Raw genomic sequence first — 26,950 nt, forward strand, 5'->3', positions numbered from 1 at the left:
TCTAAGGTTAACTGTCTACTGATTTCTATCAAGGTTTAAATGAATTTTTCGCTTCAATCCACTGCGCCATATATTGGGTGCTGCGCATGGTGTGATGTTTGAGCATTTGCCCGGTGAAGTTATTGCGGCGATGGCCAGCTAAATCGGAGCGTATCCCTTCAAGAGCTGTGATCAGTTGCTTACCGAGTGCCTCGCCGTTATAAAAGCGTTGCAGCAACTCATCGCCATGACGTTGTGCAGCAGTAAATTCACTGGGTTGTTGATAAAGCTTAACTGCGGCATCGGCAAATAGCTGCGCGTCATTGCAAATGGCGCCATTCCAAGGCAAATCCCCATGCATGCCCTCAGCGCCAATAGCGGTGGTAACCGAAGGCGTACGGGTGATCATGGCTTCGAGTAATTTGCCTTTAATGCCTGCACCAAAGCGCAGCGGCGCAAGACATACCCGTGCCGAGCTCATGGCCTGATGCGCATCTTCGGCCCAGCCCTTGATGATAAAGCCGGTTTTCGGGTTATGTAATGCAGTGGCCTTAGGCGGCGGGTATGAGCCGTAGATATGTAACTCAGCCTTAGGTAGCTGTTTGCGAATAAGAGGCCAAATCTGTTGTAAATACAGCACCGCATCCCAATTCGGCGCGTGACGAAAATTACCTATGGTCATAAAGTGTTGGCGCTGATCGAAACTCGGCCAATGCGAATGCAGCGCGGCGGTATCAACCATAAACGGCAAATGATGCACTAAAGCGTTATCAACCTTGAATACCTGCTCTAACAGCTGTATTTCGTAGCTGGAGATAATCAAGCTCAAATCGCAGCGCAAAATAGCGGCGATTTCTCTTTTTGCTAGATCACCGTGTAGGTCGTTATGACTAAACTCACGGCCCGCTTTGTGCGCCTCATGGCGAGCGCCGCGCAGGCATTGCAAGTCCTCGGTATCGAGCAGTTTCAGTGCCTCGGGGGCAAACTTATCCACGCGCCAGCCAAATTGCTCTTCCATCATAAACCGGTCGAACATAACAATATCCGGCTGCAACTCGCTGATATAGGCATCAAAGCTACTGCAATTAAGGGCGATATCGCGGCAGGTGATACCATATTCGGTTAAATCTTGCATGTGTTCGGAGCGTTGTGCAGGAGAGGCAAACTCCACCTGCCACCCTTGGCTGCGAAACAGCTTTAATAACGACATCATGTGGCTGCCCGCCGCCGATGAGTTCGGCTCTGGCCACACGTAGCCAATCACTAACACTTGGGTCATAGGCTTGACTCCCGAACTTGTAATTCAACATCTATCAAGGTGCGTACTGGGGCTTTATTACCCGCCATGATTTCTTTTAATACCGCTGTGGTGCGCCGCCCGATTTCTGCAGCGTCAATGCGCACTGAGCTCAGCGCTGGGGTCATCAACGCCGAATCATCCAAATCATCAAAGCCCACCACTTTAATGTCTTTCCCTGGGGTCAAACCAACCTCGCGCATAGCCTCAATAAAACCGTAGGCGATGACATCGGAAAAGCACACCACTGCTTGCACCGAGGGTGCCTGGCGGCGCAGTTTCTGAAAGGCTTGATGCCCGCCTTGGCGTGTCGTCGCAGAGTTAATGATGTGACTGTGTACAGCGTTGGGGTGCTCACTGAGCGCTTGTTCAAACCCCGCTAGACGCTCATGATAATCAGAAATATCACTATTGCCGCCGATAAATGCTAGCTCCTGCACCGCTTGGCTGAGGAGGTGTTCGGCGGCTAAAAATGTGCCTTTGCGATTGTCAGGCAAAATACACGGCGCGCTGCTTAAGCTAATTTCGCGCATAATATTAATAACTGGGAAGCCGCTTTGGATCAGCTCATTCTGCCATTGCTTATCCGTTGCCGGCGCAGGGCACATTACAAATGCGGCGACATTGTACTCTTTTAGGGTGTTGACCACTTGTTGCTGGCGAGCAAAACTCTCGCCGGTGTTAACCAGCATGGGAACGAGCCCTAAATCATAAATATATTGCTCCAAGCCCACCGCTAACTGCGCCGAATACGGATTAGTTAAATCATTTATTACCAAAGCCACTAAACGAGAACGCCTTGAGCGCAGCGACGCCGCATCGCGGTTGTATACGTAGCCCAACTCGGCAATGGCGCGCTCGACTTTTGCCTTACTTTTGTCACTGACCTTGTCACTGTGGGTGAGCACTAAGGAGACCGTTGATTTTGATACACCAGCGTGCTCGGCGACATCAAATATGGTGATTTTATCGTTGGGATGCTTTTTTATCATGGCGTAATACAGCTGCAATATGACGGGCCATACTAGCTTAAATTGACCTAAATAGCAGCCTTGTGATGATGACTTTGTTAGGCTGGGCTCATACTTAAGACAGACGTGCAAGGAGACATTTATGCCTCAGGTTTTAATCACTGGTGCCAATCGCGGCATTGGCTTAGCCTTAGTACAAGAGTATTGTCAGCAGCAGTGGCAAATAATCGCAACCTGCCGCCATCCAGAGCAGGCGCAGGCCTTACAACAACTGGCACAAGCGCACAGTAACATCAACATTGAGGCGTTAGATATCGGCGATAATGAGCAAATCGCGGCGCTTGCAGAGCACTACCGTGACCTTGCTATTGATGTGCTGATCAGTAACGCCGGTATCTATGGCCCTAAAGGCTACAGCCTAGCTAATCTCGACTTTGCTGCTTGGCAACAGGTCATGGACATTAATGTGTTAGCACCGGCTAAACTTGCACAAGCCTTTTTCCCGCATTTAGCGCGCGCCGACAGCGGCGTGTTTGCTGCGTTGTCATCAAAAGTGGGGAGTCACACCGAGAACACTAAAGGCGGTGGCTATATTTACCGCAGCTCTAAAGCCGCGTTGAACTCAGTGGTGAAAAGCCTGAGTAACGACTGGCGCGAGCACGGCATTAAAACGGTGTCCTTACATCCGGGTTGGGTGCGTACACAAATGGGCGGACCCCATGCGCTTATTGATGCCAGTGAGTCGGCGCGTGGCCTAAAACAGGTCATCGACTCGTTGCAGATGTCGCAAAGCGGCGGTTTTTATAACTATCGCGCAGAGCAATTACCTTGGTAATCGGGCATTGGACCTAAAAAGTTGCTCAGCAACACTTAGGCATTAGAATACCTTTAAGACATTAACAGGAATCCATAACAATAAAGGAAAAATAATGAAAAAACGCTTTATTGCCAGTGTGTTGGGCTTAGCTTGTACGCTAAGCCTCAACACTCATGCGGCCCCTTCACAGGCTGCGGCACAACCGGGCTATCAAATGCCCTCGCCAGAGCTGGCGCAAGTCGTGGAAGCGAAACTTGCACCCCGGTCGATGTTATCTCCCGATGGCCAATATGTGGCCTTACTTGAACGTCGTCGAGTTGAAAGCTTGCAAGCGTTGGCTAAACCGGAGCTCAAGCTCGCTGGGATTAAGCTAAATCCAAAGAACTTCTCTCGCTCTCGCGTGCGTAATAAATACACGGCGTTAAGCTTTAAGGCAGTGGATGGCAGCCAGAGCATCGAAGTCGACGGTTTAGGTGAGGGTATTATGCGCTCACCACAATGGTCCAGTGATAGTCGCTACCTTAGTTTTGTGTGGGAAACTCCAGATAGCGCCACATTGTGGTTTTATGATATTGAAAACCAGGCACTGCAGCAGCTTTCAGATTTAGCCCTGAACTCAGTGGTGGCAGCTAAACCCTATCAGTGGCTACCCGATGCCAGCGGGGTGATTATCAACCATGCTATCAATGCCGATAAACAAGCCCCTGAAGATGATGCCAGTACCGTGGTGCCGGTGATCCAGCAAACCACAGGGGAAAAAGCACCGGCCCGTACCTATCAAAACTTGCTCACCAGCCCACATGACGAAGCGTTATTCAAGTTTTACGGGCAAGGGCAATTGTATCGCGTTAGCCTCGATGGCAAGGCGAAAAAAGTAGGAAACCCCGCGTTATTTCGTCGCTTTAGTGTTTCACCCGATAGCACCAACCTCCTGATTGGCGCATTGAATGAACCGTTTTCTTATCAGGTGCCGTATTACCGTTTCGCTGCGACTTGGTCTATCTGGGGTATGAGTGGCTATGAGCGTAAACAGCTGGCGCAACAGCCACTGGCGGATAATATTCCCCAAGGCTTTGACAGTGTGCGCACCGGCCCTCGTGACTTTGAATGGCGTGCTGATAAAGGGGCGACGGTGATCTGGGCTGAGGCTCAAGATGGCGGCGATATGAAAACCGATGTGCCGCACCATGATTACGTTTACAGCTTGAGTGCACCCTTTAAGCGTAAGCCTAAGCTATTTGCCAAAGTAGAGCGTCGTTTCGCTGGTATTACTTGGGGTAACGATACGGTGGCCACTCTCAGTGAATGGCGCTTTAGCGATCGCATGTTACGTACTTGGGTTATTCAACCTGACAATGCATCCAGCTCCCCGGTGCTCTTCTCAGAGCGTAGCTACAACGACGCCTACAAAGACCCCGGTAATCCGATTTACACCACCAACGACCTCGGCACTCGAGTAATGAAAGTCATCGGCGACCGTTATGTGTTTTTACGCGGTAATGGCGCTTCAGAAAAGGGCAATATTCCGTTTTTAGACCGCTATGATGTAAAAACCAACAGCACCCAGCGGTTATGGCAAAGTGAAGCGCCTTATTATGAGCGCGTGGTGGGGATGCTTGATGATGAAGGGCGCCGTTTTATCACTGTGCGTGAGTCAAAAACCGAGCAGCCTAATTTATTTATTCGTGACTTAGACAATAATGCGTTAACTCAGCTGACCGAGTTCCCGCACCCGTACCCAGCATTTAAAGGGGTGCAAAAAGAGCAACTGCGTTATCAGCGCGATGACGGTGTTGAGCTCTCGGGCACCTTGTATCTACCTCCAGGTTATGACCCTTCACAGGGCAGCATTCCGGTGCTGATGTGGGCCTATCCACTCGAGTATAAAGATAAAGACGTGGCTTCTCAGGTGCGGGAGTCGCCCTATGAATTTACCTATATCGGCTATTGGGGCCCAATGCCATATCTCGCTAAAGGTATTGCCGTGTTTGATGACCCGAAAATGCCCATTGTCGGCGTGGATGGCCAAGAGCCGAACGACACCTTCCGTAAACAGTTAGTAGCCAGCGCCCAAGCAGCGGTGGATGTACTGGTAGAAAAAGGCGTCGCCGATAAAGACAACATCGCTATCGCCGGGCACTCTTATGGCGCCTTTATGGTGGCTAACTTGCTGGCCCATAGCGACTTGTTCAAAACAGGAATTGCCCGCAGTGGCGCTTATAACCGCACCTTAACGCCATTCGGCTTCCAAGGTGAGGAGCGCAATTTCTGGGAAGGGCAAGACGTGTATGCCAACATGTCGCCATTTTTCCATGTCGATAAGATTAACGAACCGATGTTGATGATCCACGGCAAAGAAGATCCCAACAGCGGTACCTTCCCCATGCAAAGTGAACGTATGTACGCGGCGATGAAGGGCCTAGGTAAGGATGCACGTTTGGTAATGCTGCCTTACGAGGCCCACGGCTACCGTGCTCGTAAGAGCCTGCTTCATGTTTTATGGGAGCAAGAGCAGTGGCTAGATAAGTATCTGCTCAATACCCCTAGCGAATAACTGAAACCATGCTAAAAGCCCGAGTTTATCTCGGGTTTTTTTATGCCTGTAAGCGCCAGTAAGACAGGGTGTTAGTCGCTGGATATTTGCTTCGCTGGTCAAGGGCGCTGGTTGTGGTTGAGAAGCACACTACAAGTATGATATGTATATTGTATACAATAATAAAAAGACATCATTATGACTACTTCGCAGCAAGCTCAACAACCCGCAACCAAACACTGGCGCTTCGGTGCTCGATTCTACATTGCTAACTTAATGGAGGTATTTGAACGCCTCGCTTGGTATGGCTTTTTCGCGGTTTCATCGGTGTATATGACTACACCACAAAGTCATGGAGGAGTCGGCTTTAGCGATAGTCAACGCGGTGCCGTTCAAGGCATTATTCCCTTCTTCTTGTATTTATTGCCGGTGTTAACAGGGGCCTTGGGCGATCGAGTGGGCTATCGCAAGATGTTTATCGTGTCATTTATGCTGATGGCGCCAGGGTATTACCTGTTAGGGGAGGCGCGTAGCTTTTGGCCGTTTTTTGCTGCGCTGTCGTTGGTGGCATTGGGAGCGGCCTGTTTTAAGCCTGTGGTGGTTGGCACCATTTCTCACAGCACCAATGATCATAACCGGGGCGTGGGCTTTGGCGTTTTTTATACCATGGTTAATATTGGCGGTTTTATAGGCCCTATGGTTGCTGGAGCGATGCGAGCGATTAGCTGGGATGCGGTTTTTCTTATGTCGGCAGCATGGATAGTGCTGAACTTTATTCCGGTGTTGTTGTTTTATCGTGATCCGCCTGCTTTGCGTCAACAACACGCCTCACTCAGTTTGATATTCAAGCAGGCGCAGCAGGTCCTGGGCAATGCCCGATTTGCTTTGCTCATCGCCCTGAGTGTAATCGTGCTGATGAGCGCCGGTGTACAATGGCTCAGCTATGGCAGTGCATTTCTCTTGATTGCTCTTTGGGTGGGGGCCAATTTGCTCTGGGATAGGCTACCCGTTGCGACAATGAGCGCCAAGGCTTGGTGGCGACAACCTATCCGTATAAGTAACCCGCGTTTTGCCTTGTACTTGTTGATTCTGACGGGGTTTTGGACCGTCTATAACCAGCTTTTTTATACCCTACCTTTGTATATTCGCGACTACGTTGATACCGGCGATGTGCTGGCGCTACTGGCAGTATTTGGTGACTCGGCGGTGAACTTTTTTGCCCATGTCGACCAAGATGCCTTAGCACAAGCCGTTAATGCATTATTTTTGCAGCTGCAACAAGGCCCAAGCAATATCGATTTAGAGGCGTTACGGTTGCAGTGGGTGCATTACAAAGTCAATGTTCCCAACGCAGAGCTGGCGGTGCTGGTGGAGCGCCTGTCACTGTTGGCTCAGCAACAAGCGCAGCTCAATACGGTGCAACTTACGGCCATGGTCGATGCGCTTTCGGCGTATCGGCAAGTCAATCCAGAGTACCTTATTAATTTAGATTTTGCCGCCATCGTGTTGCTGCAAATCGCGCTAAGCGCACTGTGTCAGCGCTTTAAAACATTTTATGTATTAAGCGCAGGGTTGGTAGTGATGGCCACCGCGTTTTGCTACCTCATAACGATGGATATGCATGCCAGTGGTTGGGCTGTGGTGTGCGTTATTTTGCTTATCGCCTTGGCAGAGATGCTCACTTCACCAAAAAGCCAAGAATACGTAGCCAGCATTGCCCCAAAGCAGCAAGCGGCGCTCTACATGGGTTACTACTTTGTTTCCATGGCTCTGGGCTTTTTGTTTGCCGGCTTTTTATCAGGGTGGAGTTATTCGCAGCTTACCTTAGTGCTCGGGCGTCCAGAACTAATGTGGGGGGTGTTCGCCGGGATAGCTGCGCTCACGGCAATCGCACTTATTTGCTTTCATAGCTCGGCAAAGCAGCAATAACACAAGTAGCCTTATCACTAAGTTTAAAGGCTCAATCTATTTATATACACCCTAAGTAGTGCTGCTCACCTGCACAGGCTACAAAGGTCAGTGGTTATCGAAGGCAATGGTTGGAGCAGTGATCTGAGTCATTGTTTATCTATTAAAAGAGTGTTAATAATTGCTCAGGTTTCATTGGCAAATAATATAATAATGACAAGTTTGTCCCATGGTACATCGCAAGTTAGCGCCCAGGATGGGGTAATAGAGGCGCGCTTTATTGGCAGCTTTAACGCGCTCGGCGTACAAGAATATGCACGTAAAGTAAAAGCGCTTGTTGCCGGTTTTGACGGTGCGAAGTTCTCGATGCTAATTGATAACACGGGCTTCGAAGGAGGCACTCCAGAAGCTTATCAAACCCTCGATAGTTACAATGACTGGTTGAACTCGCAAGCACTGATAGCCAAAGCCTTTGTCATTCAAAGCACCATGAATAGGCATATTTTGATGCAGCGCACGCCCGCATTAGCGACCCAAAAAGTGGCCTTTTTTACCGATATTAATGAGGCCAGAGCGTGGCTTAAACAGCAAGTGTAGGGGACCCTGATGAACGTAGTTTTTATTAAAAAGTCGGATACATAGCAACAAAGTAGAATGAAGTCGCAGCTGATATCAATTTGACATCGGCTGCGACCTTTTTGTTACAGCCCAAATGGGTTATCAATGCTGTGTGCTGGCTCAGTAAACCATTTTGGCCCTTCAGCCGTGGTGTAAAAGTGATCTTCCAAGCGGATGCCGAACTCGCCGGGAACCACCAGCATTGGCTCATTAGAAAAACACATATGTTCTGCCAACACCTGCGGGTTGTCTTTGACTAAATAAGGCCATTCATGGATATCCAAACCAATGCCGTGCCCTGTGCGGTGGGGGCAACCAGGTAATTGGTAGTCTGGCCCCAGACTTTGGGCGCTGAGATAATCGCGTGCGGCCTTATCTACATCGCCACAGGTGTTGCCAACTTGGGCGGCAGCAAACGCTTTTAACTGGGCGTTTTTCTCATACTGCCAAAACTGTTGTTGTCGAGCGCTTGCCTCACCAAACACATAGGTACGGGTGATATCGCTGAGATAACCGTGTAATTGGCAGCCGGTATCAATTAACACCATATCCCCTTGTTTCAGTGTTTGTGGGTCTTTCACTCCGTGGGGGAAGCTGGTGGCTTGGCCAAAGAGCACAATACAAAAGTAGTTGCCGCTGGCACCGACTTTTTTATGCGCTGCATTAATAAACGCCTCGACCTCAGTTGTGGTGATCCCCTCATATAACATCGACGCCGTGGCTTTGTGCACTTCTAAGGTCATGTCCATTGCCCGCTGAATAAGGGCAAGCTCGTGAGTGGATTTGTGCATGCGACAATGGGCTGTGACTTCGTCAGCATTGACCAGCGTTAATTGTGGCGCCGCTTTAGTGATACCGTCGGCGATGAAAAATTGCGCGCTTTCGTCAATGCCCAGCACCGCATCGTCGCCACAACCCATGCCTTTTAGCACCTCGGCAATCAATGCATAAGGGTTTTGCTCTTCTTGCCAACCATGAATTTCGGCATCAATCACCTGGTAGTCTCGCAACGAGCCTATTTCGAAAAAAGGCGCCACGAAGGCCAGCTCGCCTTGGGCAGGCAGTAACGCGCCCACCAAGCGCTCACTGGCATACCACTTTAGTCCCGTGAAATAGGTCATGTTAGTACCAGCATTCAAATAAAGGGCATCAATGCTATTTTCCTGCATAAAAGCCTGGGCTTTGGCGATGCGCTGGCGATATTCGTGTTCATCAATGGCGCTGATATCGCCGGTCATATCGCTCAATTGTGCTAAGGCTTGTTGTTGGTTTTGATAGCCAATGCCTTTCATAACGCTTTGCTCCTGTTACCTTGAAACCGCGCGATGCTCAAGGCATCGATATTCATCGCGGTGGGTTGTTGATTAATGAGTGCAGCGATCAACTCACTGGTGATGGCCGCTTGGGTTAACCCCAAATGTTGATGGCCCAGCGCCAGCAATAGACTTGGATGCCTAGGGGCTGCGCCAATGACCGGTAATGAATCTGGCAAAGAGGGTCGCGCCCCTTGCCAACAGGCCTGCTCGTCAAACTCAGTGCCTAGTTGCGGCAGCAACTCCCGCGCATGAGCTAATAGAGCGTGAGCGCGCGTCATATTTGCAGGCGCTTGCAAACCGGCAAATTCAACCGTACCGGCCAGTCGCAGGCCTGCACTCATGGGCGTCATAATAAACTGTCGCTCAAAGCTGGCCACCGGGCGTTTGAGCCCGAGGTGTTCGGATAACTGGTAATGATAGCCGCGCTCTGCCTCTAGCGGCAGGGCATAGCCTAATTGCTGACACAGTACTTTACTCCATGCGCCGGTACAAACAACCGCTTTGCGATAAAGCTCGCGGCTGTGTGCGCTACTCACCCGGCAATGTGAATGCGCACAGGTCAAGGAAGTGACTTTCTCGGCGCAGTAGTGCCCGCCTAAAGCACAAAACTGGCTGAATAAGTATTGGCTTAATGCGCCAGGGTCGGTGCTGTGGCCCACGGCTTTAAAATAAAGCGCGCCGTCGATATGGGCAGTTAAAGCCGGCTCTAGCTCTTTTACCTGAGCGCGCTTGAGTATCGAAACCTCCACGCCTTGGTGCGAGTAATGCGCAGCCACTGCGTTAATTTTTTTTGTTGCCGTGCTCTCGAAGGTTAACAGCGAACCTTGGTGTTGTACGTACTGGTGGTAATCATTTTCGAGTAAGCGCTGCCACGCGCCGAGGGCATGGCTGTTTAACGTGCTCAAGACTTCAGTATGACGACGATAACGATGCGGCATCATATTGGCCCCAAAACGAGCAAGCCATGGTAGTAGCTGTGGTAGGTATGTGGGCGCAATACGCAGGGCAGAGCGCTGGCTGAGCAGCATTTTCGGCAGCTTAGGGAGTAATGAAGAGCAGGCCATGGGGAACACTTGTTCGGTGGCAAAGTGGCCGGCATTGCCAAAAGAGCATTGGCTACCCGGCGGCTCAGGGTCATACAAGGTGACTTGATAGCCTTGGCGCTGCAATTGATACGCACAGCTCAAGCCAATAACGCCGGCACCGAGCACCGCAACGCGGTTGTTAGCAGCATGATGTTGAGCCTGACTTTGCATTCCTCGTTTTCACCTCTTAGATATTTCTTTTTATAAAATTAAACTGCTTATAACTCATGCTATTACGTTTATGAGTGCGCTCGTTTAGCTGGTTTTGTTAATTTTGCATGTTGAATATTGTATACAATATATCTATGATGGCAAGCATAACGACAACAGAGGAACTAATATGAACGTAAATTGGCAGGGTGTTTATCCGGCAGTCACCACGCAATTCCATGATGACGACAGCATCAACTTTAAAGCCACCGCAGCGATGATTGATAACCTTATTAACGAGGGAGTGCATGGCATTATTGTGCTTGGCACCGTCGGTGAGAACTGCTCGCTGCGCAGTGAAGAAAAGCGTCAAGTGTTGGCAATGGCAAAAGAGGTGGTTGGTACACGTGTGCCGCTATTAACCGGGGTGGCGGAAACAACCACGCAATTTGCTATTGAATTTGTCGCTGATGCGCAAGCTGCAGGAGTGGATGGGTTAATGGTATTGCCGGGCATGGTGTACCGCAGCACTGAGCGCGAGGCCATTGATCACTATCAGCGTATTGCTAGGTCGACCCAGTTACCTATTATGATTTACAACAACCCGGTGACCTATGGCGTCGATGTGTCTATTGCCGGCATGCACACCTTAGCGCTTGAGCAAAACATCGTTTCGGTGAAAGAGGCGACCGAAGATACACGCCGTATCACCGAGTTGCTTAGTGCGTTTGGTGAGCGTTTTGTGGTGTTTGGTGGTGTTGATGACATTGCTCTTGAGTCCTTGATGCTCGGCGCCACCGGTTGGATATCCGGGCTTACCAATGTCTTTCCCCGTGAGTCTGTGGCCATATACCAGTTGGCTCAACAGGGGCGCTATGAGGAGGCGCGGGAGCTTTGGCAATGGTTCTTGCCACTGCTGCGTCTAGACACCATCCCCACCTTAGTGCAATGCATTAAATACGCTGAGCAACTGGCTGGACGAGGTAGTGAGCGCACGCGCGCACCGCGCTTGCCACTAACCACAGAGCAAAAAGCTGAAGTGGAGCGCCTTTATAACACGGCCATTGCCAATCGTATCGACTTAAGCAAGTACAACCTGGACTAGCCTATGAACCGGGGGACCTTTTTCTGTATTGACGGCCATACTTGTGGTAACCCGGTGCGCTTGGTAACAAGCGCCCACCCACCGCTGCGCGGCCAGAGTATGAGTGCGAAACGACAACACTTTTTGCAGCATTACGACTGGATACGTCAAGCGCTCATGTTCGAGCCGCGCGGGCATGACATGATGTCCGGGGCTTTTTTGTATCCGCCGACCACGGCAGATGGTGATGCCGGGATTTTATTTATTGAAACTTCGGGCTGTTTGCCTATGTGCGGCCACGGCACCATAGGCGCCCTGACATTTGCATTGGAAAATGGTCTGCTGACACCGCAAGACCCACATCGGGTGCGCTTAGATACGCCGGCCGGGCGAGTGGATGCTCATGTGCGTCGTAGTGGCGACAAGGTCGAAGCAATCAAGCTTTATAACGTGCCTGCCTTTTTGGCCTTTGAGCAACTTACTATTGAGGTGCCTGAGCTGGGGGCGCTAACCGTAGATATTAGTTTTGGTGGCAACTTTTACATCATTGTTGAGCCGCAAGCTAATTTTGCTGGTATAGAGCATTGCAATGCTTCGTTTTTACTGCGCTACAGCCCGTTGATCCGCGATATTGTCAACGCCCAAGTCGAGTGTATCCACCCACAAGACCCCACCATGCGCGGGGCATCTCACGTGCTGTGGACCGGACAGCCCAAACAGGCCAGCTCCGATGCCGCCAATGCAGTGTTTTATGGTGACAAGGCCATCGATCGTTCGCCCTGTGGCACCGGGACCAGCGCGCGCATGGCACAGTTATATGCGCAGGGGCGCTTGCCTATCGGGCAAGCCTTTGTTCATGAAAGCTACATCGGCAGCCAGTTTATTGGCTGCATCGAGGCGGTGACCGAAATCGCAGGGCGCACCGCCATTGTTCCTAGTATCGAGGGCTGGGCCCGCGTCACCGGTCACAATTGCATTGTGGTTGATGATGACGACCCCTACGCCTTCGGCTTTCAAGTGTTATAAGGAGACCAAGATGGATAACTATGCAGCAGGCCTGAGTGGCCTCAGCTTTATCGCTGGCCAGTGGCAAAGTGAGCAACAGCAGGCATTTTATGCCTTTTGCCCAGCGCGCAATGAGGACATGGCCACACCCTTTTACAATGCCTCTTTGCAGGATGTAGAGGGTGCCTGCGCGAGCGCTGAGCGCGCTTTTATCGCCTATCGTGGCACCTCGTATCAGCAGCGCAGTGAGTTTTTGCATGCTATTGCCGATGAAATTGAAGCGCTCGGCGATGAGTTACTCAATACCACTCATCTAGAAACCAATTTGCCCTTGGCTCGGTTACAAGGTGAGCGTGGGCGGACAATGAATCAACTACGCGCATTTGCTGATGCCTTAGCCGACAATTTGGCGCCTTTGCACTTGCACTATCACGATGCTGGCGAGCCAAATCGCACCCCGTTGCCTAAGCCCGACACCATCTTGCGTTTTTTACCCCTGGGGCCGGTGGCGGTTTTTGGCGCCTCTAACTTTCCCTATGCATTTTCAACTCTCGGGGGAGACACCGCAGCGGCGTTAGCCGCCGGCTGCCCGGTGATAGTCAAAAGTCATCCAGCACACCCGGGAACCAGCGAGTTGATGACCCGAGCCATTGCCAAAGCAATAAGCCGCTGTCAGATGCCTGAGGGAACCTTTGCCATGTTACAGGGCACCGATCATAGCATTGCTCACCAACTCGTCAGTGCGAAGCAAATTAAGGCGGTGGGTTTCACCGGCTCTTTAACCGTGGCCAAAGCGTTAATGAGTACCATACATAGCCGGGAAGAGGTGATCCCCTTCTATGGCGAGCTTGGCGCTATCAATCCACAGCTTATTTTACCCCAGGCACTCGCAAGTGCGCGTAATTTAGGGCAACAGCTGTGTGCTTCATTGCTGATGGGTCATGGCCAGTTCTGTACCAGCCCAGGGTTATGGTTAGTGCCAACACACGGCAGCGATGAGCTAATCGAGGCAGTACGCGAGCACATCGGCGATGCGCCGTCGGATACCCTGCTTAGCCCGAGTATTATTGACGCCTATGAGCGTGATACCAAAGCGTTAGCCCAATGCAACGGTGTACAAGTGTTGGCACAAGGGCATAAAAGTGTGCCATTCCACGCGCAAGCACAGGTGTTTACTTGCAGCGCTGAGCGTTTTATCAATACGCCTATGTTGCATCAAGAGGTGTTCGGTCCGGCAGCCCTTATTGTTCGCTACGATGATGAGCAACAGCTTATGCACGTTATTGATGCCTTAGAAGGGCAGCTAACCGCTTCAATTTTTGGTGAACAAGCACAGCATCAGCCGCTTATTGAACGCTTAAGTTATAAGGTAGGGCGATTGATTTATGGGCAAATGCCTACCGGTGTAGAGGTGTGTCAATCAATGAATCATGGCGGCCCATACCCGGCTGCCACCGATGTGCGCTCGACCTCGGTTGGTTTAGAGGCGATGCGGCGGTTCTTGCGGCCACTGTGTGTGCAGCGCTGAGCCGATAAAGTATTCGTTTTAAGTGTCCCCCAATGCGGCCAACACTCCCTCTGTTGTCCGCATTTTTCTAATTGTAAAACAGGTACATAGATAGCACTCGCAAGATAAATACAGGGTGGTATACTGTATTCCATGGACCACCTACCAACACTCTTATATGGCAATTGAGCATAAAACCCGTACCCAACTAGTTGCTGAAGCAATTCGCGAAAAAATCTTACTTGGCGAGCTAAAGTCAGGTGCGCCACTGCGCCAAGCGGCGTTGGCACAAGAGCTCAATGTTAGCCGTATTCCCGTGCGAGAGGCTCTACTGCAGCTTGAATCTGAGGGGTTAGTGAACTTTGAGGCCCACAAAGGAGCAACGGTAACCGAGGTAAGTGCATCTCAGGTGGATGAAATTTTTGACTTACGGGCACTGTTAGAAGCCGAGCTACTGCGTCATTCTTTAACTAAGCTCACCGATGCTGATTTCAGCGAAGCCGAGGTGCTATTACAAGATTTAGAAGCGGCGATGGCTGCAGGGGATACGCAAGCCGCAACTGGGCACCTTAACAGCGCATTTCACGCCAAACTGTATAGCCGTGCGCAGCGCCCGCAAACCCGTGAATTAGTTGAGCAATTTAGCAAAAATTCAGAGCGCTACGTGCGCATGCATATTCTTCTTGCCGGGGGGTTAGATACCGCACCGGAGGAGCATCGTGAGTTACTTAAACTGTGCCGCGCGCAACGCGTAGACGATGCCTGTGCGTTTTTATATCGCCACATCAGCGGCGCTAAAGACGATATTAAAGAGCTGCTATTAACCATGGAAGCGCAGGATTAACAAGGCATCTGCTCAAGGAAGAAACAATGAAACGATTTACTCACTGCTTGCTGGGCTTGCTACTCATTTGCACCAGCGCCCAGCTTTATGCCGGTTCGCGCGATTACCCCACAGTGAAAATTGGCGCATATGACGTTGAATATGAAATCGCAGGGAGCGGCGATGTTACCCTACTACTTGAAGCCGGCGGCTCTGCCGGGTTGGATGATTGGCAACCTATCTTTTACGCGTTAGCTGAGCATGCCCGAGTGATCCGCTACTCTCGCGTCGGTAATGGTGGCTCCAGTGCGGTAAAAAAACATTATAGCTCAGAGCAGTATGCGCAAGAAGCGCTGGCTCTGCTACAAGCATTAGCTATTACTGAGCCGGTGGTTTATATCGCGCATTCCTATGGTGCGTATATCGCGCGCACCTTCGCTGCGCGTTACCCCGATAAAATAGCGGCACTGATGCTTATTGACCCGGCCTCCGAGCATGACGTTGATATTATGCGGCAAATTGACTTAGCCACCGCTGAGCGGCAAATCGCGCAAGTTAAGCGCGATGATATGAAAAATGGCATGTCTAATCAGTATTTAGACTTTTGGTCCAAGCGGCCATTGCCAGACTACCCAGACATACCCGATATTCCAGTAACCGTTATTGCCTCGGTGAAAACCTATGAAGAGCCCTCATTGCTATTATTTACTGATCAAGGCCGAGCTATGTGGGGCGAACTGCATAGCCAGTGGGCTCAAGCCTTCCCACAAGGAGAGGCGATACTGACCGATAAAAGTTACCACTTTATACACCATGAGCAGCCGCAGTGGGTAGTGGAGCATATACAAACCCTGATAAAGCGGGTACGGACAAAATAATAATGACACACTAAGGAAAAGTGATAATGAAAGACAATAAAACCGCCGCACTGAGAATACCGGCATTTTTTATTGATGCAGCGCTTGTAGTAGCAGCCCTTGTTGGCCTGCTCGAACTGTTGTTGTTTACCAACACTATAAAAGAGCCGCCGGCTGTCGAACTGGTGATGTTTGTTTGTGTACCAGTTGGCTTTTTTATCTATTGGGCGCTCAACATTAACCTTGGCAAGCGCATATTTAAGCTAGTTATTGTTGACGAGCTTAGCGAGGAAAAGGCCTCGATATGGCAGTTGTTTTTAAGGTCGATACTCTTTTGTATGTTAGTTCCGTTGAATGTAGTGCTACTACTGCCTCTGTTTCTTTCAAAAAAGAACCAAGGCTTGCATGATATGTTAGCGAAAACACGAGTTATTAAACGCACTGGCGGACATAATTAATAATAGGGGGAGTCATGTCAAAATACACAGCTAAGGTGATATGGTCTCTCCCTCAGGGTGAGAACTTTTTAGATAACACATATAGCCGAGGCCATTGTTGGCAATTTGATGGCGGAATTGAGGTCATGGCCTCGTCGTCACCGCAAGTGGTGCCCATACCCTATTCGGTCAGTGAATACGTGGACCCAGAAGAGGCCTTCGTTGCTTCGGTATCCAGCTGCCATATGCTGTGGTTTTTAGCCTTAGCAAGCAAAGCAGGGTTGGAGATCAGTGCTTATCATGATCATGCCCAAGGCGTGATGGCAAAAAATCAGGCCGGTAAATTGGCAATGACGGAAATAACCCTGTTTCCGGAGGTTAAATTTGCCGACCACACGACTCCTTCACAGCAGCAGCTAGATGCCCTGCATGAAAAGGCCCATAGCCAGTGTTTTATTGCCAATTCCATTCTTACAGAGGTGCGGATTGTGAGCGCGTTAATTTAGTGAGGTGTGATGAGCGAAAGCGCGAATACCGAAGTTGCTGAGCACGCCCACCCATCGGTCACTGAACTATGGCTGCGCTGTGTGGATACCCTTGAGGGTGAGCAGCGAGCTCAGGCTCGGCTGCAGGGTATTTGGCATTTTTGCGATAACGAACACGACGCTAACGCTTGTGCGCAGTGGGTGTTACAAGGAAGAAAACAAGCCACAGCTCCGAGTTTGTGGGAGTTAGAAGCCGCCGCAGAGCCGCTGCCGCAAGTTGGAGATATTCATATTGTCACCAATTGGCAGGGCCATGCGCAGTGCGTGATCCGCATATGTGCGGTGGATGTGCTTAGCTTTTTTGCAGTCACTGAGGCTCACGCTGCTTTAGAAGGCGAAGGCGATGGTTCATTAGCGTATTGGCGCCGCGAACACCAAGACTACTACCAGCGGGTATTCGCAGGCAGTGATAAGGTGTTTACTCCCTCTATGCCCATCGTTTTTACGAGCTTTGAGGTGCTTTTACGAAGCTAGCGTTTCACTTACCGATGTGTGGGCTGCATTGTCGCACTACAGGTGCTGGGCTACATAGCGCGGCACATCGAAAGGGGCACCATCTAGGCTAAAGTGATTATCTAAGGCGTAGGCCATTTTTTCTAATGGCGCATCCATATACCCGACACTTTGAATTTCCTGCATATAGCGAGCAATAAATTGCGCCATACCAAGGTGCTGCCATTGGGCGACATGTACTAACTCGTGAAAATGAACACGGAGGTTTTTTGCCACATGAGGCTGCAAGTAATAGGTGTTGTTATAAGTGATACCAGCGGCATCCATATCGATAAAAGTGCCAAGCCCAAGTTGGCGAAGCTCTGGGAAGTCGGGTTTAGGAAGGGTATCGACGACAACAAAATAGGCATTATGCAGAAAGGCCGCAGGATAAAAATCAGCAAAGTTATCCATTAACTGATAACAACTCTGCCTCTGCGGTGTAAACTCATTGTTGGTATGCTCTATCCATTGGGTTATCTGTTCTAACATTGATACTTTCCGTGTAATGGGAGGTGTTAATTTGGGGGAAAGGTTACCATACCTGTTAGGCTCATCCTAAAAGCATTAATTACGTCCCTGAGCTTTAGTTTTTGCCTATATAATAAGTGATATCTTCTGCTTTATCGCTGATAAAATCGTCCCAGCATTTAGACATTTTCGTATTGCCTAATTTGAATTCACCATTATCAGGTTGGAATAACTCATTTACAGTAAAGCCATCGATTCTAGACTGCCCTTTGTTTAAGCTGAAGTCGGCTATTATTTGAGTAGGACCGTCAATGATTATTGGCGTTTTCATGTATACATCAAATGCTAGATAGTTTGATGCATCATAAAACTTAGAGATTACAAAATTTTCTTCAAAATATTTTAAGACAACTGCAACGCCGTTATTTGCTTTGTTTAATGTAATGCCATCGCCGCTTGCATCGATTTTAACTTGTTGCCAGTTTTTTCCTACTGCAAATTTATTGAGCTCGGCTGCTAACTCCATCTTAACTTGTCTCTTCTGAGCGTTACCTCTGAAAAAATTAATGGGATGATCAATGCACGAAGAGTTTTCAATTTCGTCTACAGCATCTTTGTATTGAAGTGTATGCTCCTTATATTCTTGAAGGTTAGATTCATTGAGGTTGACTGTTGTTGACGCAAAGTCTTTCTGAAATGTGAAATAGTCTTTTGCAGCCAGTTCTTCGCTTGGAGTGAGAGACTCCCTACCTGCGACCACTTTGGGTTGGTTGTTAAAGTCGAGCTCGGTAGTCACTATAAATTTGTAAGCACGTTTATCGCTGTGTGAGAGAACGATTACTTCTTTACTATTAGGCTCGCAAACAGCAGAGGACGAAGCATGATTATGAGCATCGCACTTGTTTTCAGGGGCTTCTTGTATCGCTATTTTTTTGGCTGTCTCTAAATCGCAGCGCGAACAGGCATATGCCTCTGTTAACGCTGCTATCGCATGTGAGCTTGCCAAAAGTGTGCTCGTCGCGAATAAGTACTTAGCTAAATATGTCCATATTTTCATTATACATTCCTTGTTGTTATCTTTTTATTTACATTAACAGTAAATAGTTCTCGTGGGAATGGTTATATTTTGGTCTAAGATCTTGTTGCTGAGAGGAATAAAGAAATAGGAGTTATCTACTTACCAACCCAAGAATCGCAATAAGCTAGGGTTTAATTACTTTAAAAAACCAATATAACTCCCTACTGCCATGAGCAAAAGCCTTGCCGCAATGCTGATTAAAGCTTGTAACCACGCTTATTTCAGGCCAAAGCGTGATTCTCAGTTCTGAAACCTAAGCGCGTGATTACACCGAGGATTTTGTTACAACCTAAGCTTGCATTGAACCGCCTTCCTTATAGACTAGGGAGCAATAAAAAGAACAATTCGAGCCATCAATGGAATGTATTTTCTTTGGCGAGTATCGGTTTGATACCAGCACCCATGAATTAAAGAACCAAGAATATTCCGTTTCCTTAGACCCAAGAATGGTTGCGCTGTTGCGGTTTTTTCTTGCCAACCCAAATAGAATTATTAGCCGAGACGAATTGCAACAAGCCATCTGGCAGGGGGTGATAGTCACCGATAACGCTATTAATAAGCTTGTTGCCAGCTTGCGAAAAACATTGGCCGATGATCCTAAATCGCCGCGTTATATTCAAACTGTGCCAAAGCAGGGCTACCGCTTTATTGCCACTGTACACACTCAAGATAGTCTCAACACAAACGGGCATGTGGATGAAATTAACACCAACACCCGGCCCAAAAGCCGCAACCTTGCCGTTAAAGCTGCGTTGCCCGTACTAATTTGTGCGGTGGTTGTATTGTTATTACTTTGGCAAAACGGCGAGAACGGCGGCCTAAATTACGGTGAAAATATCGTACTAACCCGCGTTGACGGGGCTAAAAGAAGCCTAGTGGTGGCGCCAAAAGGGAACACTGTAACCTTTATCAATAATACCTATGCCAATGGTAATGAGTTATGGCACAAGCGCTTGGACAACAACAATGACGATGTTGGTGCGGTTATTGAAAGTAAAGATTATTACTTTGACTCCCTTATTGCCCAAACCGCCAACGCACTGATTGTTAAAGGCTACTACCAAGACCAATGTGGCTGGTTCAAGGTGCCGTTTAGTCGTGAAAGTGCAGCGCTGACTGCACCAAGTGCACAAGTACTTGATTGCGAGAGCTTAATATCGCACCGATACACTTTTGATACACAAACCGAGTCGGTTTGGCTGCTTGGTCATGCCCGCAACCATGAGCATAGAAATAGGCTCTATCGAATCAATCTTAACCAAGGCCTTGAGCCGGTGGCAGTTGAGTTGCCCGAGCAATGGCATTTAGTTGATCTTGATTTAAAGCCTGGAGCCAAAAATTTGTTATTGGTTGCCAATAATAGTGAAGGGCAAAGTCGACTTTACCAGGTTGACCTTGCTACCGGGGCGGCAGAGCCTTTGATTGATGTTGCGCAGCAGTTGAATCAAGCTATTTGGGGCCATGCGCAGCATCAGCTTATTTTTGTTTCCGCATCAAAACCCGCACAACTACAAATGCTGAATATTCAAAGCGGTGAGTCTCAGGTAATCGCCAGTTTAGGCGATAGACTATGTTGCGCGCTGGCGCGCCACCCCAATGAGAAAGATTACATCTACTCAACCTACGATAAAAATATAGATATTCGCTGGCAAAACCCTGGATTTGAGCTGGACAACAGTAATGGCAATGAGCGATTGCCGGCATTCGCTCACACTCAACCCGGTATTTACTTCGTTTCCAATCGTGCTGGCAGCGACCATATTTATTTTCAGGCCCCAGGACAAAGAGCACAGCAAATAGTGCCTATGTCCGAGCATATGGTATTAAATGAGCTGGCGGTCTCACCAGACGATAGACTGGCCGTGGTTAATCATGATAATCGTCAGCTCTGGCTGATGGATATTGTAGAGCACGGTATAACCAAACGAGCATACATAGACGGCTATGGCTTTGCACTGTCTTGGCTTAACTCGACGTTGTTTTCTTTAACGGTGAAAAATCAGCATCAGCGCCGAGTGAGGATTTACAACCGACAGATGCAGTTATTGGCTGAGCTTGAAGCTCCTTGGGTACGCATTCTCGTCGATAACAGCGAGCCACAATTTGCTTACCTCATAAATCAAAGCAATGAGTTGTATCGTTTTTCCTTTTCCGAGATTCTCGATGGCCAGCTGCCCGAGGCTGAGCCGATAGGAGAAGTGGCAAACTATGCGAATGCCATTATTGATAATGGGGTGTTGTATTTAAATAACTATAAAGAGGCGCAACTTTCCTCCTACAAGATAAATCCAACTTCTTTGCAGCTGTTAACTCAGCAACCGCTTGATGCTTACTATGGCTTTGATGTTGAAAATGGGCAAATTGTCTATGGTGGTACGCGTGCGTTTAGCAGTGATCTGTATACAACACACGCGCAATAACAGGTTATGGCTTAAGAGGGGGTGAGCTGTTAGCTTCGTGGCGCTACCATCTGTAGGTGTAGGCCATTTTTATAGCAGTTTCGTCAAACACTTGCTCCCGTTGGTGCCAGCCCTGCTGCAAATCGTAGCCCCGGTTAAGGCTAAGCAAGTACACCGCGTCTGGCGATGGCTCATAACGCACTCGACTGAATACCGAAAAACTGTCAGCTTGGGTGTTATGCTGCAGCAAATTATTCCACGACCATTCAGTGTTAAAGGCGATATTTACGCGTAATTGAGTGTTGAAGAGCTTATCAGCGGCGGTATCGGTATCGTAATAATACATATCGCGGCTCAGTTCCAAAAACAAATGTCTATTTGGGCGGTAATTGAGGGTGGTGCTGACTCGTTCAAAGTCGGCATCGTAAAACATCCCTTTTGCGAGTCTGGCGGTGACGTAAAAAGGTTTACTGTTCGCGGTTCTAAAATAGAGCTCATTGTGGCTGTAGTTATACTCTCCGGCTGTGAAGGTCAATTTATCGGTAAAGTTAAATGGTCGCTCGAGTATTTTTTGATAGCGGTTGTGACTGAGAAAAAAGAAGTTATCACCTTTGGTTTCAACCTGAAGCGGCCTTATAAATACGCTTTGCCCCTGGCGGTGCCCCTCAGTGTTCTCCCTTAGATAATAAAAACCAGTGAACTGATAATAATTAATATGCTGAGCTAACCAACCCGATTTCGGCCGTATCCTATAATGACTCACGCTCTCGTAGTAGCGTAAATCTCTGCGATTCACAAACCCCAAAGCAGGGTTAAAGTCTTTACCTATATATTGAAAGCGCCCGCGTAAATAAAAAGCGTCGTTTAGCAGCCTCAGCGAGGCGCCATATGATGCTTTATCAGCATCGTTAGGCTGCACTTTATCTGCCAGCTCCGCTTGCTGGTAGAAGGCATGGGCAACTAGAGGATAGTCATTAAACAGTGTACTTTGGTAGCGGTAATCGGCACCTATTAGGGTTCTATCCCCCGAATCATCTGGGCTACCATGAGTTAAAATGGCGCCAAGCTGATGCGCAGGGGCAACTTGATGAGTTAATCGCGCTACACTTAGTTGCGTTTGTTGTGCTCGCGAAGTATCGCTATCTTGATTGACGCTTAATACCCCCAAACGAGTGTCGCCGATTTGCCCTGTGAGCTTGGTCCCCCAATTGATATCCAGTAAGTTCGACTCTTTACCTTGTCCGATGCGCCGGGAGTAAAACGCCATACCGTTCGCGTAGTTATCATCCATACCGCCAAAGCGAAAGATCTGACTATCCTGCAAGAAAAAATCGCGCTTTTCAGTAAAATACTGGCTAAAGCGCGTGGTATTAAGCGGCACTTCGTCCACTTCTGTGCCGGAAAAATCGGTGTTGAGGGTTAACATTCCCGAGAGGCTTGGGGTCAGTTTATAGAGTAGATCTAATGATGGCGCTAAGTCGCTCTCACTTTGGTTACGTTTATAGGCCAAGCTCGGCTTTGCTTCAATTCCAAGTCCCTGCTTTAAGCCCGTTAAACCGCTAATGGGCGCCAATTGATTAGTATGCCAGGCATAATTGCTGGGGTTGTTGAGGTTCCAGTACACCTGAGTGTTCGGGCTCGCAACCCTATGGCGAAGCTGTAGCCCCCAGTTTTCGGCATCTTTTTCAAATGAGATGGACTGCATGGGAATAGCAATTTCCACATACCAACTTTGTGCCTCAATGCTGGTTTTGGCATACCAAAGGGTCTTCCACTCGCCAATATAGCGGGTGCCATCGACTAGGCCGTCTTCTTTTACACCGGAGGGGGTGACATGAAAAAGATAGGCATCAGATTTATCGAAGTTGGTATCTAACACCAAACCGAAGTAATCTTCATGCCACATGTACTCACCTTGAGTGAGCACCCTGTCGGTGAGAGTTTGCTCAGGCTGGCTGATCTTCGCCGCTACGTAAAAGAACTCGCTATCGTAGCTGATATAAGCTTGTACCGGATAATCGGGGCGCTCGCCTATATTTGGGCGAAAAACGACAAAGTCCTCTATGCGTTTTGCATTTCGCCACTCACCCGCAGCGAATTTGCCATCGATTTTGGGTTTATTTTTTAAGTTGGGAATGGGCGTATCGGTTTGGGTGAATTGTTGCCACTTTGCCTGTACTGGCGCACCTATTAAGCAAATAAATAATATGAGTAACTTAACAAAGTAGCGTTGAATGGTTAGAGCGTCTTTCATCTTTTCTTCTCGTTGTAAAACACCATTGGATGATGCGCGAATGAGCGTAGATAAAAGTGATAAAGACGAGAAATTGAGTGACAAAGTTGTGATTAAAGGTGATAAAGCAGTGCCTAACAGGCTGAATATGAATAATTTTTATCAGAAAGCTTTATAAAAAGTAGAGATTGTTTTAAAAGCCGAGTATCAATATCAAGGGAAGTTAACCGTGGCTTGAAAAGCACAAGATAGGTACAATGGTAAAGTTACAGTAAAGGAGTTTATGCAAAATGATAAAAATCAAAAAAGGAATAGTTTATAAATTTGCTCTGGCATTTTGGCTGTTTATGGGGGTTGTAAAGGCACATGCAATCGATAATCCGGATGCACCAGACTTAATTGGAGAGTTTGTAAAACGCGAGGCTAGCTATTTGTTAGCGATTGAAAACCCTAAAAATAGTACAGGTGACTATCTTGTTGCGTATAACGATTACCTAAACTTCTTGAATAAAGAGCTTGAGAAAGCTGCGCAAGAAATGACGTCTAAATTGCCATATAATAGACGTTCAGAGTTGACGGCTGCACAGCTGAATTGGGTAAAGTATCGTGATGCGGAATTTGAGTTTATTAAGAATACTTGGAACCGTAAAAGCTTTGGTAGCTCTGCAGCGATTTCTCGTGGTGGTTATCGGGCAAGTATAGTTAGAGACCGTATTCTTCAATTGTTGCATTACACAAAGAACTTCTGAGCACAGGCACTGTAAAGTGGATGATATTTTAGATACTTGCGAGCACTGAGCTATAAGGGGTGAGGAGAGTAGGGCGATAAAAGCCGAGCGTAGCAATAACTGTTCGGTAAAGCCATTTTTCGGCTCCCCAAGTGCGCGAACCGTAACCCAATACTCTCCACAAACTTAATACCCTTCTACCAAAGGGAGCTTACATTGCGCACGCTTTTAAGCGCTATGGAAATTCATGGTCAAAGTCCTCTTTTTCAATAGTCTTAGGCAATAGAGCCGTATTAATGCCAAACAAACTATCATCAAAGTCAGTGCAAACAGTTTTAACTTGGACTTTATCCCCATTGAGCACCATCACTCCTGCGGATTCTGATTTGCTCCAGAGGGTATCGTTGATCCGATATGAGTTACACATAACATCATAAACAACGTAACTGGTATTTCCGGTTTTAAACCTTACCCTACTAACAGCCCCTCCGGAGCAAGCCGCGCTACTGAAAATAGGAGAACTCAATTGGCGTTCAATGTTATCCCGAGTTCCAAAAAGGTACTTAACTGAGCCAGTAGAGGTTAAGCACACAGAAATGTTTTTTGCCTCTACCTCACAAGAAAAGACTATTTTATCGTCATATTCGCAGAGGTTTTTCCCAAATACGGGAAGGCAAATGGTTAATGAAACAATTAAGAAAGTTACAGATTTCACTATTCGCTCCTTTGCCTTCACACTTTCGTTAGTTATTTTGTAAATTTAAACTGAACTGATTTAATGTCGATCCACATGGACTCTCCTTCGGTTAAATCTGTGGTTGCATCATCAATGACCATTTCAGGGTAAAGGCTAGGTTGCGTGAACCCTTGCTCTGGAAGGAAATCTCGATGGGTTTTACTTGACCAGTTCCAAGGTCCGTCTTGCCAACCATCTAACACTTCGGGCTCAGGTTGTGGATAACTAAGGTATGTACTTACCTGCACAGGAGTATCCTCACTTATGTGAGCCAACAAGGAACTTTGGTTAGTATCAAAATTTAAAATTAAGCTGTTACCTGTTTGAGTTAACTGCACAGTATTATTATCTTCGTTACTATCAGTGGTGGACTGTATAGAATCTGTCTGGTGCTGTGGTAAGAGAGTCCAAATTTTACCCCCTAATTCAGCAATCGAAATTTCATGGTTATCTGTATAGTCACCCGCTCCCTTGTAGTGCTTGACGTTTATAGAGATATCACCAGAGTCCAACACACCATTTTCATTGATATCAAAATTAATTCCATAGTCATATTCGACATACCCATATTTTTGGGCATTTCGGTTAATCGTTATATAAGAGGGTAAATATGAAAGTTCTAGCTTGACCTCAACATTTTCTACACCGTAGAAATTTTCACACCCAGGGTACGGATTAAAGGAATTGGCTTTTGAAAAAGAGAGCATATATCCATCTTCTTCGATAATTAAATCCGAACCTTGTAACTGAAAATTAGATGTTGCTCGTTCGCCTGACTGTATGTCGGTTGCAGTTAATGATGATTCAGTACTGCTATTTACCTGAAATAGCCCAGATTCATAACAACCCCGCTCTTCATCTAAGGCAAAGGTTGTTATAGAGTCTTTTGAAATAGCCACGTGAACCAACGGACCAGTTGACCATACTCCGTAAAATTTACTATCTAGTGGTACGTTTACTGTTTCTTGTTGTTCGGCTTTATCGCTTGAACCACCACAACCGGCTAGTACCGCACAAAATATGATTGAAAGGGAATGATTTTTAACCACAATATATCCTTATCTTTTTGAAATAACTGCTAAATGACAGCGTTAAATTTGACATGATGTACCGACGCTTCTTTTTGGGGAATCGCTCGTTGACGATATTTGCGCTATGCACCGAGCCGGTAGGTAGTTGTTCCTGTGAGTTTACGAGTGAACGTTAGAGTTTGTTATTTTTTCCAGGTGTCTTGTTCATTCTTACAGCTACATAATAGACCCACAAAAAATAATGAAACCAAGTCTAAACCAACGCCAAAACCTAAATGACTCCCCCATAACAAATGAAGTGAGGGATCAAATAATGAAGCTTTCAGTGATATTCCATCTTGTAAAACAACCGCTAGGTATCCAAGGCCTGAATATGAGTAATAGATGAAGCCCAAATTCAATGAGAGCAACTGAGCAACTTGGTTGAACAAAGACAAATGAAACCCTGACTTTTTCCTCTTTAGCAGCAAATAACCCGCTAACCCATTGAGTATTGAGGCCGCTAGGAGGATTGCGACATTCAATAATGTCACTTGCTCAAATAAACTAGCAGCACCAACATATAAAAACCCGATGCAAGTGAAGATTTGAAGCCAAGCAAGAATGTTTAAGCGGCTATGTACTGTGATATGGAACTTGTCTTCTTCGTCTTGTTGGTATTGTTCTACATCTTCTTTTCTTACTTCCAACTCATTAAGCAGTTTTTTATATCTATCGGGGTAGGCATGCTTATCAATGTTGCTTAAACTTTCTTGTAATTCTGGGGTTGAGTAACTTGAATAGTCCACTTATTCTCCTGGGAAATAACGTCCTGTTAATGATGAAAATATAGTTGGCTAATATAAGCGAC

Annotated in this window: 24 protein-coding genes; 14 read left to right on the forward strand and 10 right to left on the reverse strand. The window is 47.7% G+C overall.

Translation table 11 applies throughout. The features are described 5' to 3' along the window. Positions 1-28: 28 nt before the first annotated feature. Entirely contained in the window at positions 29-1,258 is a 1,230-nt protein-coding gene (locus W04_RS02435) for a glycosyltransferase (protein ID WP_053909664.1), read from the reverse strand. After that, on the reverse strand, positions 1,255-2,268 hold the full coding sequence (locus W04_RS02440) for a LacI family DNA-binding transcriptional regulator (protein WP_053909665.1): 1,014 nt from the start codon (positions 2,266-2,268) through the stop codon (positions 1,255-1,257). Before W04_RS02440 ends, W04_RS02435 begins: the two co-directional genes overlap by 4 nt. 121 nt (positions 2,269-2,389) lie before the next feature. Between W04_RS02440 and W04_RS02445 the strand changes: the two genes are divergently transcribed. From W04_RS02445 to W04_RS02460, 4 genes are all read left to right on the forward strand, one after another. Continuing rightward, positions 2,390-3,082 carry an SDR family oxidoreductase gene (locus W04_RS02445; RefSeq protein WP_053909666.1) on the forward strand — a complete coding sequence of 231 codons (693 nt, stop codon included), beginning with the start codon at positions 2,390-2,392 and terminating at the stop codon, positions 3,080-3,082. Between the two features lie 94 nt (positions 3,083-3,176). Beyond that, entirely contained in the window at positions 3,177-5,618 is a 2,442-nt protein-coding gene (locus tag W04_RS02450) for a S9 family peptidase (protein WP_082342090.1), read from the forward strand. A 177-nt stretch (positions 5,619-5,795) separates the two neighbouring features. Further along, positions 5,796-7,526 carry an MFS transporter gene (locus W04_RS02455; RefSeq protein WP_053909667.1) on the forward strand — a complete coding sequence of 577 codons (1,731 nt, stop codon included), beginning with the start codon at positions 5,796-5,798 and terminating at the stop codon, positions 7,524-7,526. A 192-nt stretch (positions 7,527-7,718) separates the two neighbouring features. After that, positions 7,719-8,102: an STAS/SEC14 domain-containing protein gene (locus W04_RS02460; protein WP_053909668.1), complete on the forward strand. Its 384-nt coding sequence runs from the start codon at positions 7,719-7,721 to the stop codon at positions 8,100-8,102. Between the two features lie 104 nt (positions 8,103-8,206). On the opposite strand, the gene W04_RS02465 is transcribed toward W04_RS02460, so the two are convergent. Together W04_RS02465 and W04_RS02470 are read right to left on the reverse strand one after the other, a co-directional pair. After that, on the reverse strand, positions 8,207-9,415 hold the full coding sequence (locus tag W04_RS02465) for a Xaa-Pro peptidase family protein (protein ID WP_053909669.1): 1,209 nt from the start codon (positions 9,413-9,415) through the stop codon (positions 8,207-8,209). Next, positions 9,412-10,695, reverse strand: coding sequence for an FAD-binding oxidoreductase (locus W04_RS02470; protein ID WP_053909670.1), 1,284 nt, complete (start codon positions 10,693-10,695; stop codon positions 9,412-9,414). The genes W04_RS02465 and W04_RS02470 overlap by 4 nt, the downstream gene beginning before the upstream one ends. 169 nt (positions 10,696-10,864) lie before the next feature. Here W04_RS02470 and W04_RS02475 point away from each other — a divergent pair, with 169 nt between their 5' ends. From W04_RS02475 to W04_RS02510, 8 genes are all read left to right on the forward strand, one after another. Then, complete coding sequence (locus W04_RS02475; protein WP_045978928.1) at positions 10,865-11,779, forward strand: dihydrodipicolinate synthase family protein; 915 nt, start codon at positions 10,865-10,867, stop codon at positions 11,777-11,779. Positions 11,780-11,782: 3 nt separating this feature from the next. After that, on the forward strand, positions 11,783-12,784 hold the full coding sequence (locus tag W04_RS02480; protein ID WP_053909671.1) for a 4-hydroxyproline epimerase: 1,002 nt from the start codon (positions 11,783-11,785) through the stop codon (positions 12,782-12,784). A 10-nt stretch (positions 12,785-12,794) separates the two neighbouring features. Then, entirely contained in the window at positions 12,795-14,291 is a 1,497-nt protein-coding gene (locus W04_RS02485) for an aldehyde dehydrogenase (NADP(+)) (protein WP_053909672.1), read from the forward strand. Positions 14,292-14,448: 157 nt separating this feature from the next. Then, a complete protein-coding gene (locus W04_RS02490) occupies positions 14,449-15,114 on the forward strand; it encodes a GntR family transcriptional regulator (RefSeq protein ID WP_045978931.1) in 666 nt (221 codons plus the stop codon). Between the two features lie 26 nt (positions 15,115-15,140). Then, positions 15,141-15,971 carry an alpha/beta fold hydrolase gene (locus W04_RS02495; RefSeq protein WP_053909673.1) on the forward strand — a complete coding sequence of 277 codons (831 nt, stop codon included), beginning with the start codon at positions 15,141-15,143 and terminating at the stop codon, positions 15,969-15,971. Between the two features lie 26 nt (positions 15,972-15,997). Further along, positions 15,998-16,408 carry an RDD family protein gene (locus tag W04_RS02500; RefSeq protein ID WP_053909674.1) on the forward strand — a complete coding sequence of 137 codons (411 nt, stop codon included), beginning with the start codon at positions 15,998-16,000 and terminating at the stop codon, positions 16,406-16,408. Positions 16,409-16,422: 14 nt separating this feature from the next. Next, positions 16,423-16,893, forward strand: coding sequence for an OsmC family protein (locus W04_RS02505; protein WP_053909675.1), 471 nt, complete (start codon positions 16,423-16,425; stop codon positions 16,891-16,893). 9 nt (positions 16,894-16,902) lie between these two features. Continuing rightward, positions 16,903-17,406 (forward strand): ASCH domain-containing protein, encoded by a 504-nt coding sequence (locus W04_RS02510; RefSeq protein WP_053909676.1) that lies wholly within the window; start codon positions 16,903-16,905, stop codon positions 17,404-17,406. A gap of 36 nt (positions 17,407-17,442) precedes the next feature. On the opposite strand, the gene W04_RS02515 is transcribed toward W04_RS02510, so the two are convergent. Together W04_RS02515 and W04_RS02520 are read right to left on the reverse strand one after the other, a co-directional pair. Continuing rightward, positions 17,443-17,916 carry a hypothetical protein gene (locus W04_RS02515; RefSeq protein WP_053909677.1) on the reverse strand — a complete coding sequence of 158 codons (474 nt, stop codon included), beginning with the start codon at positions 17,914-17,916 and terminating at the stop codon, positions 17,443-17,445. 94 nt (positions 17,917-18,010) lie between these two features. Then, on the reverse strand, positions 18,011-18,952 hold the full coding sequence (locus W04_RS02520) for a hypothetical protein (protein ID WP_053909678.1): 942 nt from the start codon (positions 18,950-18,952) through the stop codon (positions 18,011-18,013). A 377-nt stretch (positions 18,953-19,329) separates the two neighbouring features. On the opposite strand from W04_RS02520, the gene W04_RS02525 reads away from it, so the two are divergent. Then, positions 19,330-21,393, forward strand: a complete 2,064-nt coding sequence (locus tag W04_RS02525; protein WP_082342091.1) for a winged helix-turn-helix domain-containing protein — start codon at positions 19,330-19,332, stop codon at positions 21,391-21,393. A 43-nt stretch (positions 21,394-21,436) separates the two neighbouring features. On the opposite strand, the gene W04_RS02530 is transcribed toward W04_RS02525, so the two are convergent. Then, complete coding sequence (locus tag W04_RS02530) at positions 21,437-23,626, reverse strand: DUF5916 domain-containing protein (RefSeq protein WP_053909680.1); 2,190 nt, start codon at positions 23,624-23,626, stop codon at positions 21,437-21,439. Positions 23,627-23,895: 269 nt separating this feature from the next. Here W04_RS02530 and W04_RS02535 point away from each other — a divergent pair, with 269 nt between their 5' ends. Beyond that, on the forward strand, positions 23,896-24,354 hold the full coding sequence (locus W04_RS02535) for a lysozyme inhibitor LprI family protein (protein ID WP_053909681.1): 459 nt from the start codon (positions 23,896-23,898) through the stop codon (positions 24,352-24,354). Between the two features lie 214 nt (positions 24,355-24,568). Here the strand turns inward: W04_RS02535 and W04_RS02540 are convergent, their stop codons facing one another. The 3 genes from W04_RS02540 to W04_RS02550 all read right to left on the reverse strand — a co-directional run bounded on the left by W04_RS02540 (position 24,569) and on the right by W04_RS02550 (position 26,888). After that, positions 24,569-25,048, reverse strand: a complete 480-nt coding sequence (locus W04_RS02540; protein ID WP_157576243.1) for a hypothetical protein — start codon at positions 25,046-25,048, stop codon at positions 24,569-24,571. A 32-nt stretch (positions 25,049-25,080) separates the two neighbouring features. Continuing rightward, on the reverse strand, positions 25,081-26,118 hold the full coding sequence (locus W04_RS02545; protein ID WP_053909682.1) for a hypothetical protein: 1,038 nt from the start codon (positions 26,116-26,118) through the stop codon (positions 25,081-25,083). A gap of 164 nt (positions 26,119-26,282) precedes the next feature. Next, a complete protein-coding gene (locus tag W04_RS02550) occupies positions 26,283-26,888 on the reverse strand; it encodes a hypothetical protein (RefSeq protein ID WP_053909683.1) in 606 nt (201 codons plus the stop codon). Between the last annotated feature and the right edge of the window lie 62 nt (positions 26,889-26,950).

The organism is Pseudoalteromonas sp. SW0106-04 (assembly GCF_001293805.1).
In the GTDB taxonomy this organism is placed as follows: Bacteria; Pseudomonadota; Gammaproteobacteria; order Enterobacterales; family Alteromonadaceae; genus Pseudoalteromonas; species Pseudoalteromonas ruthenica.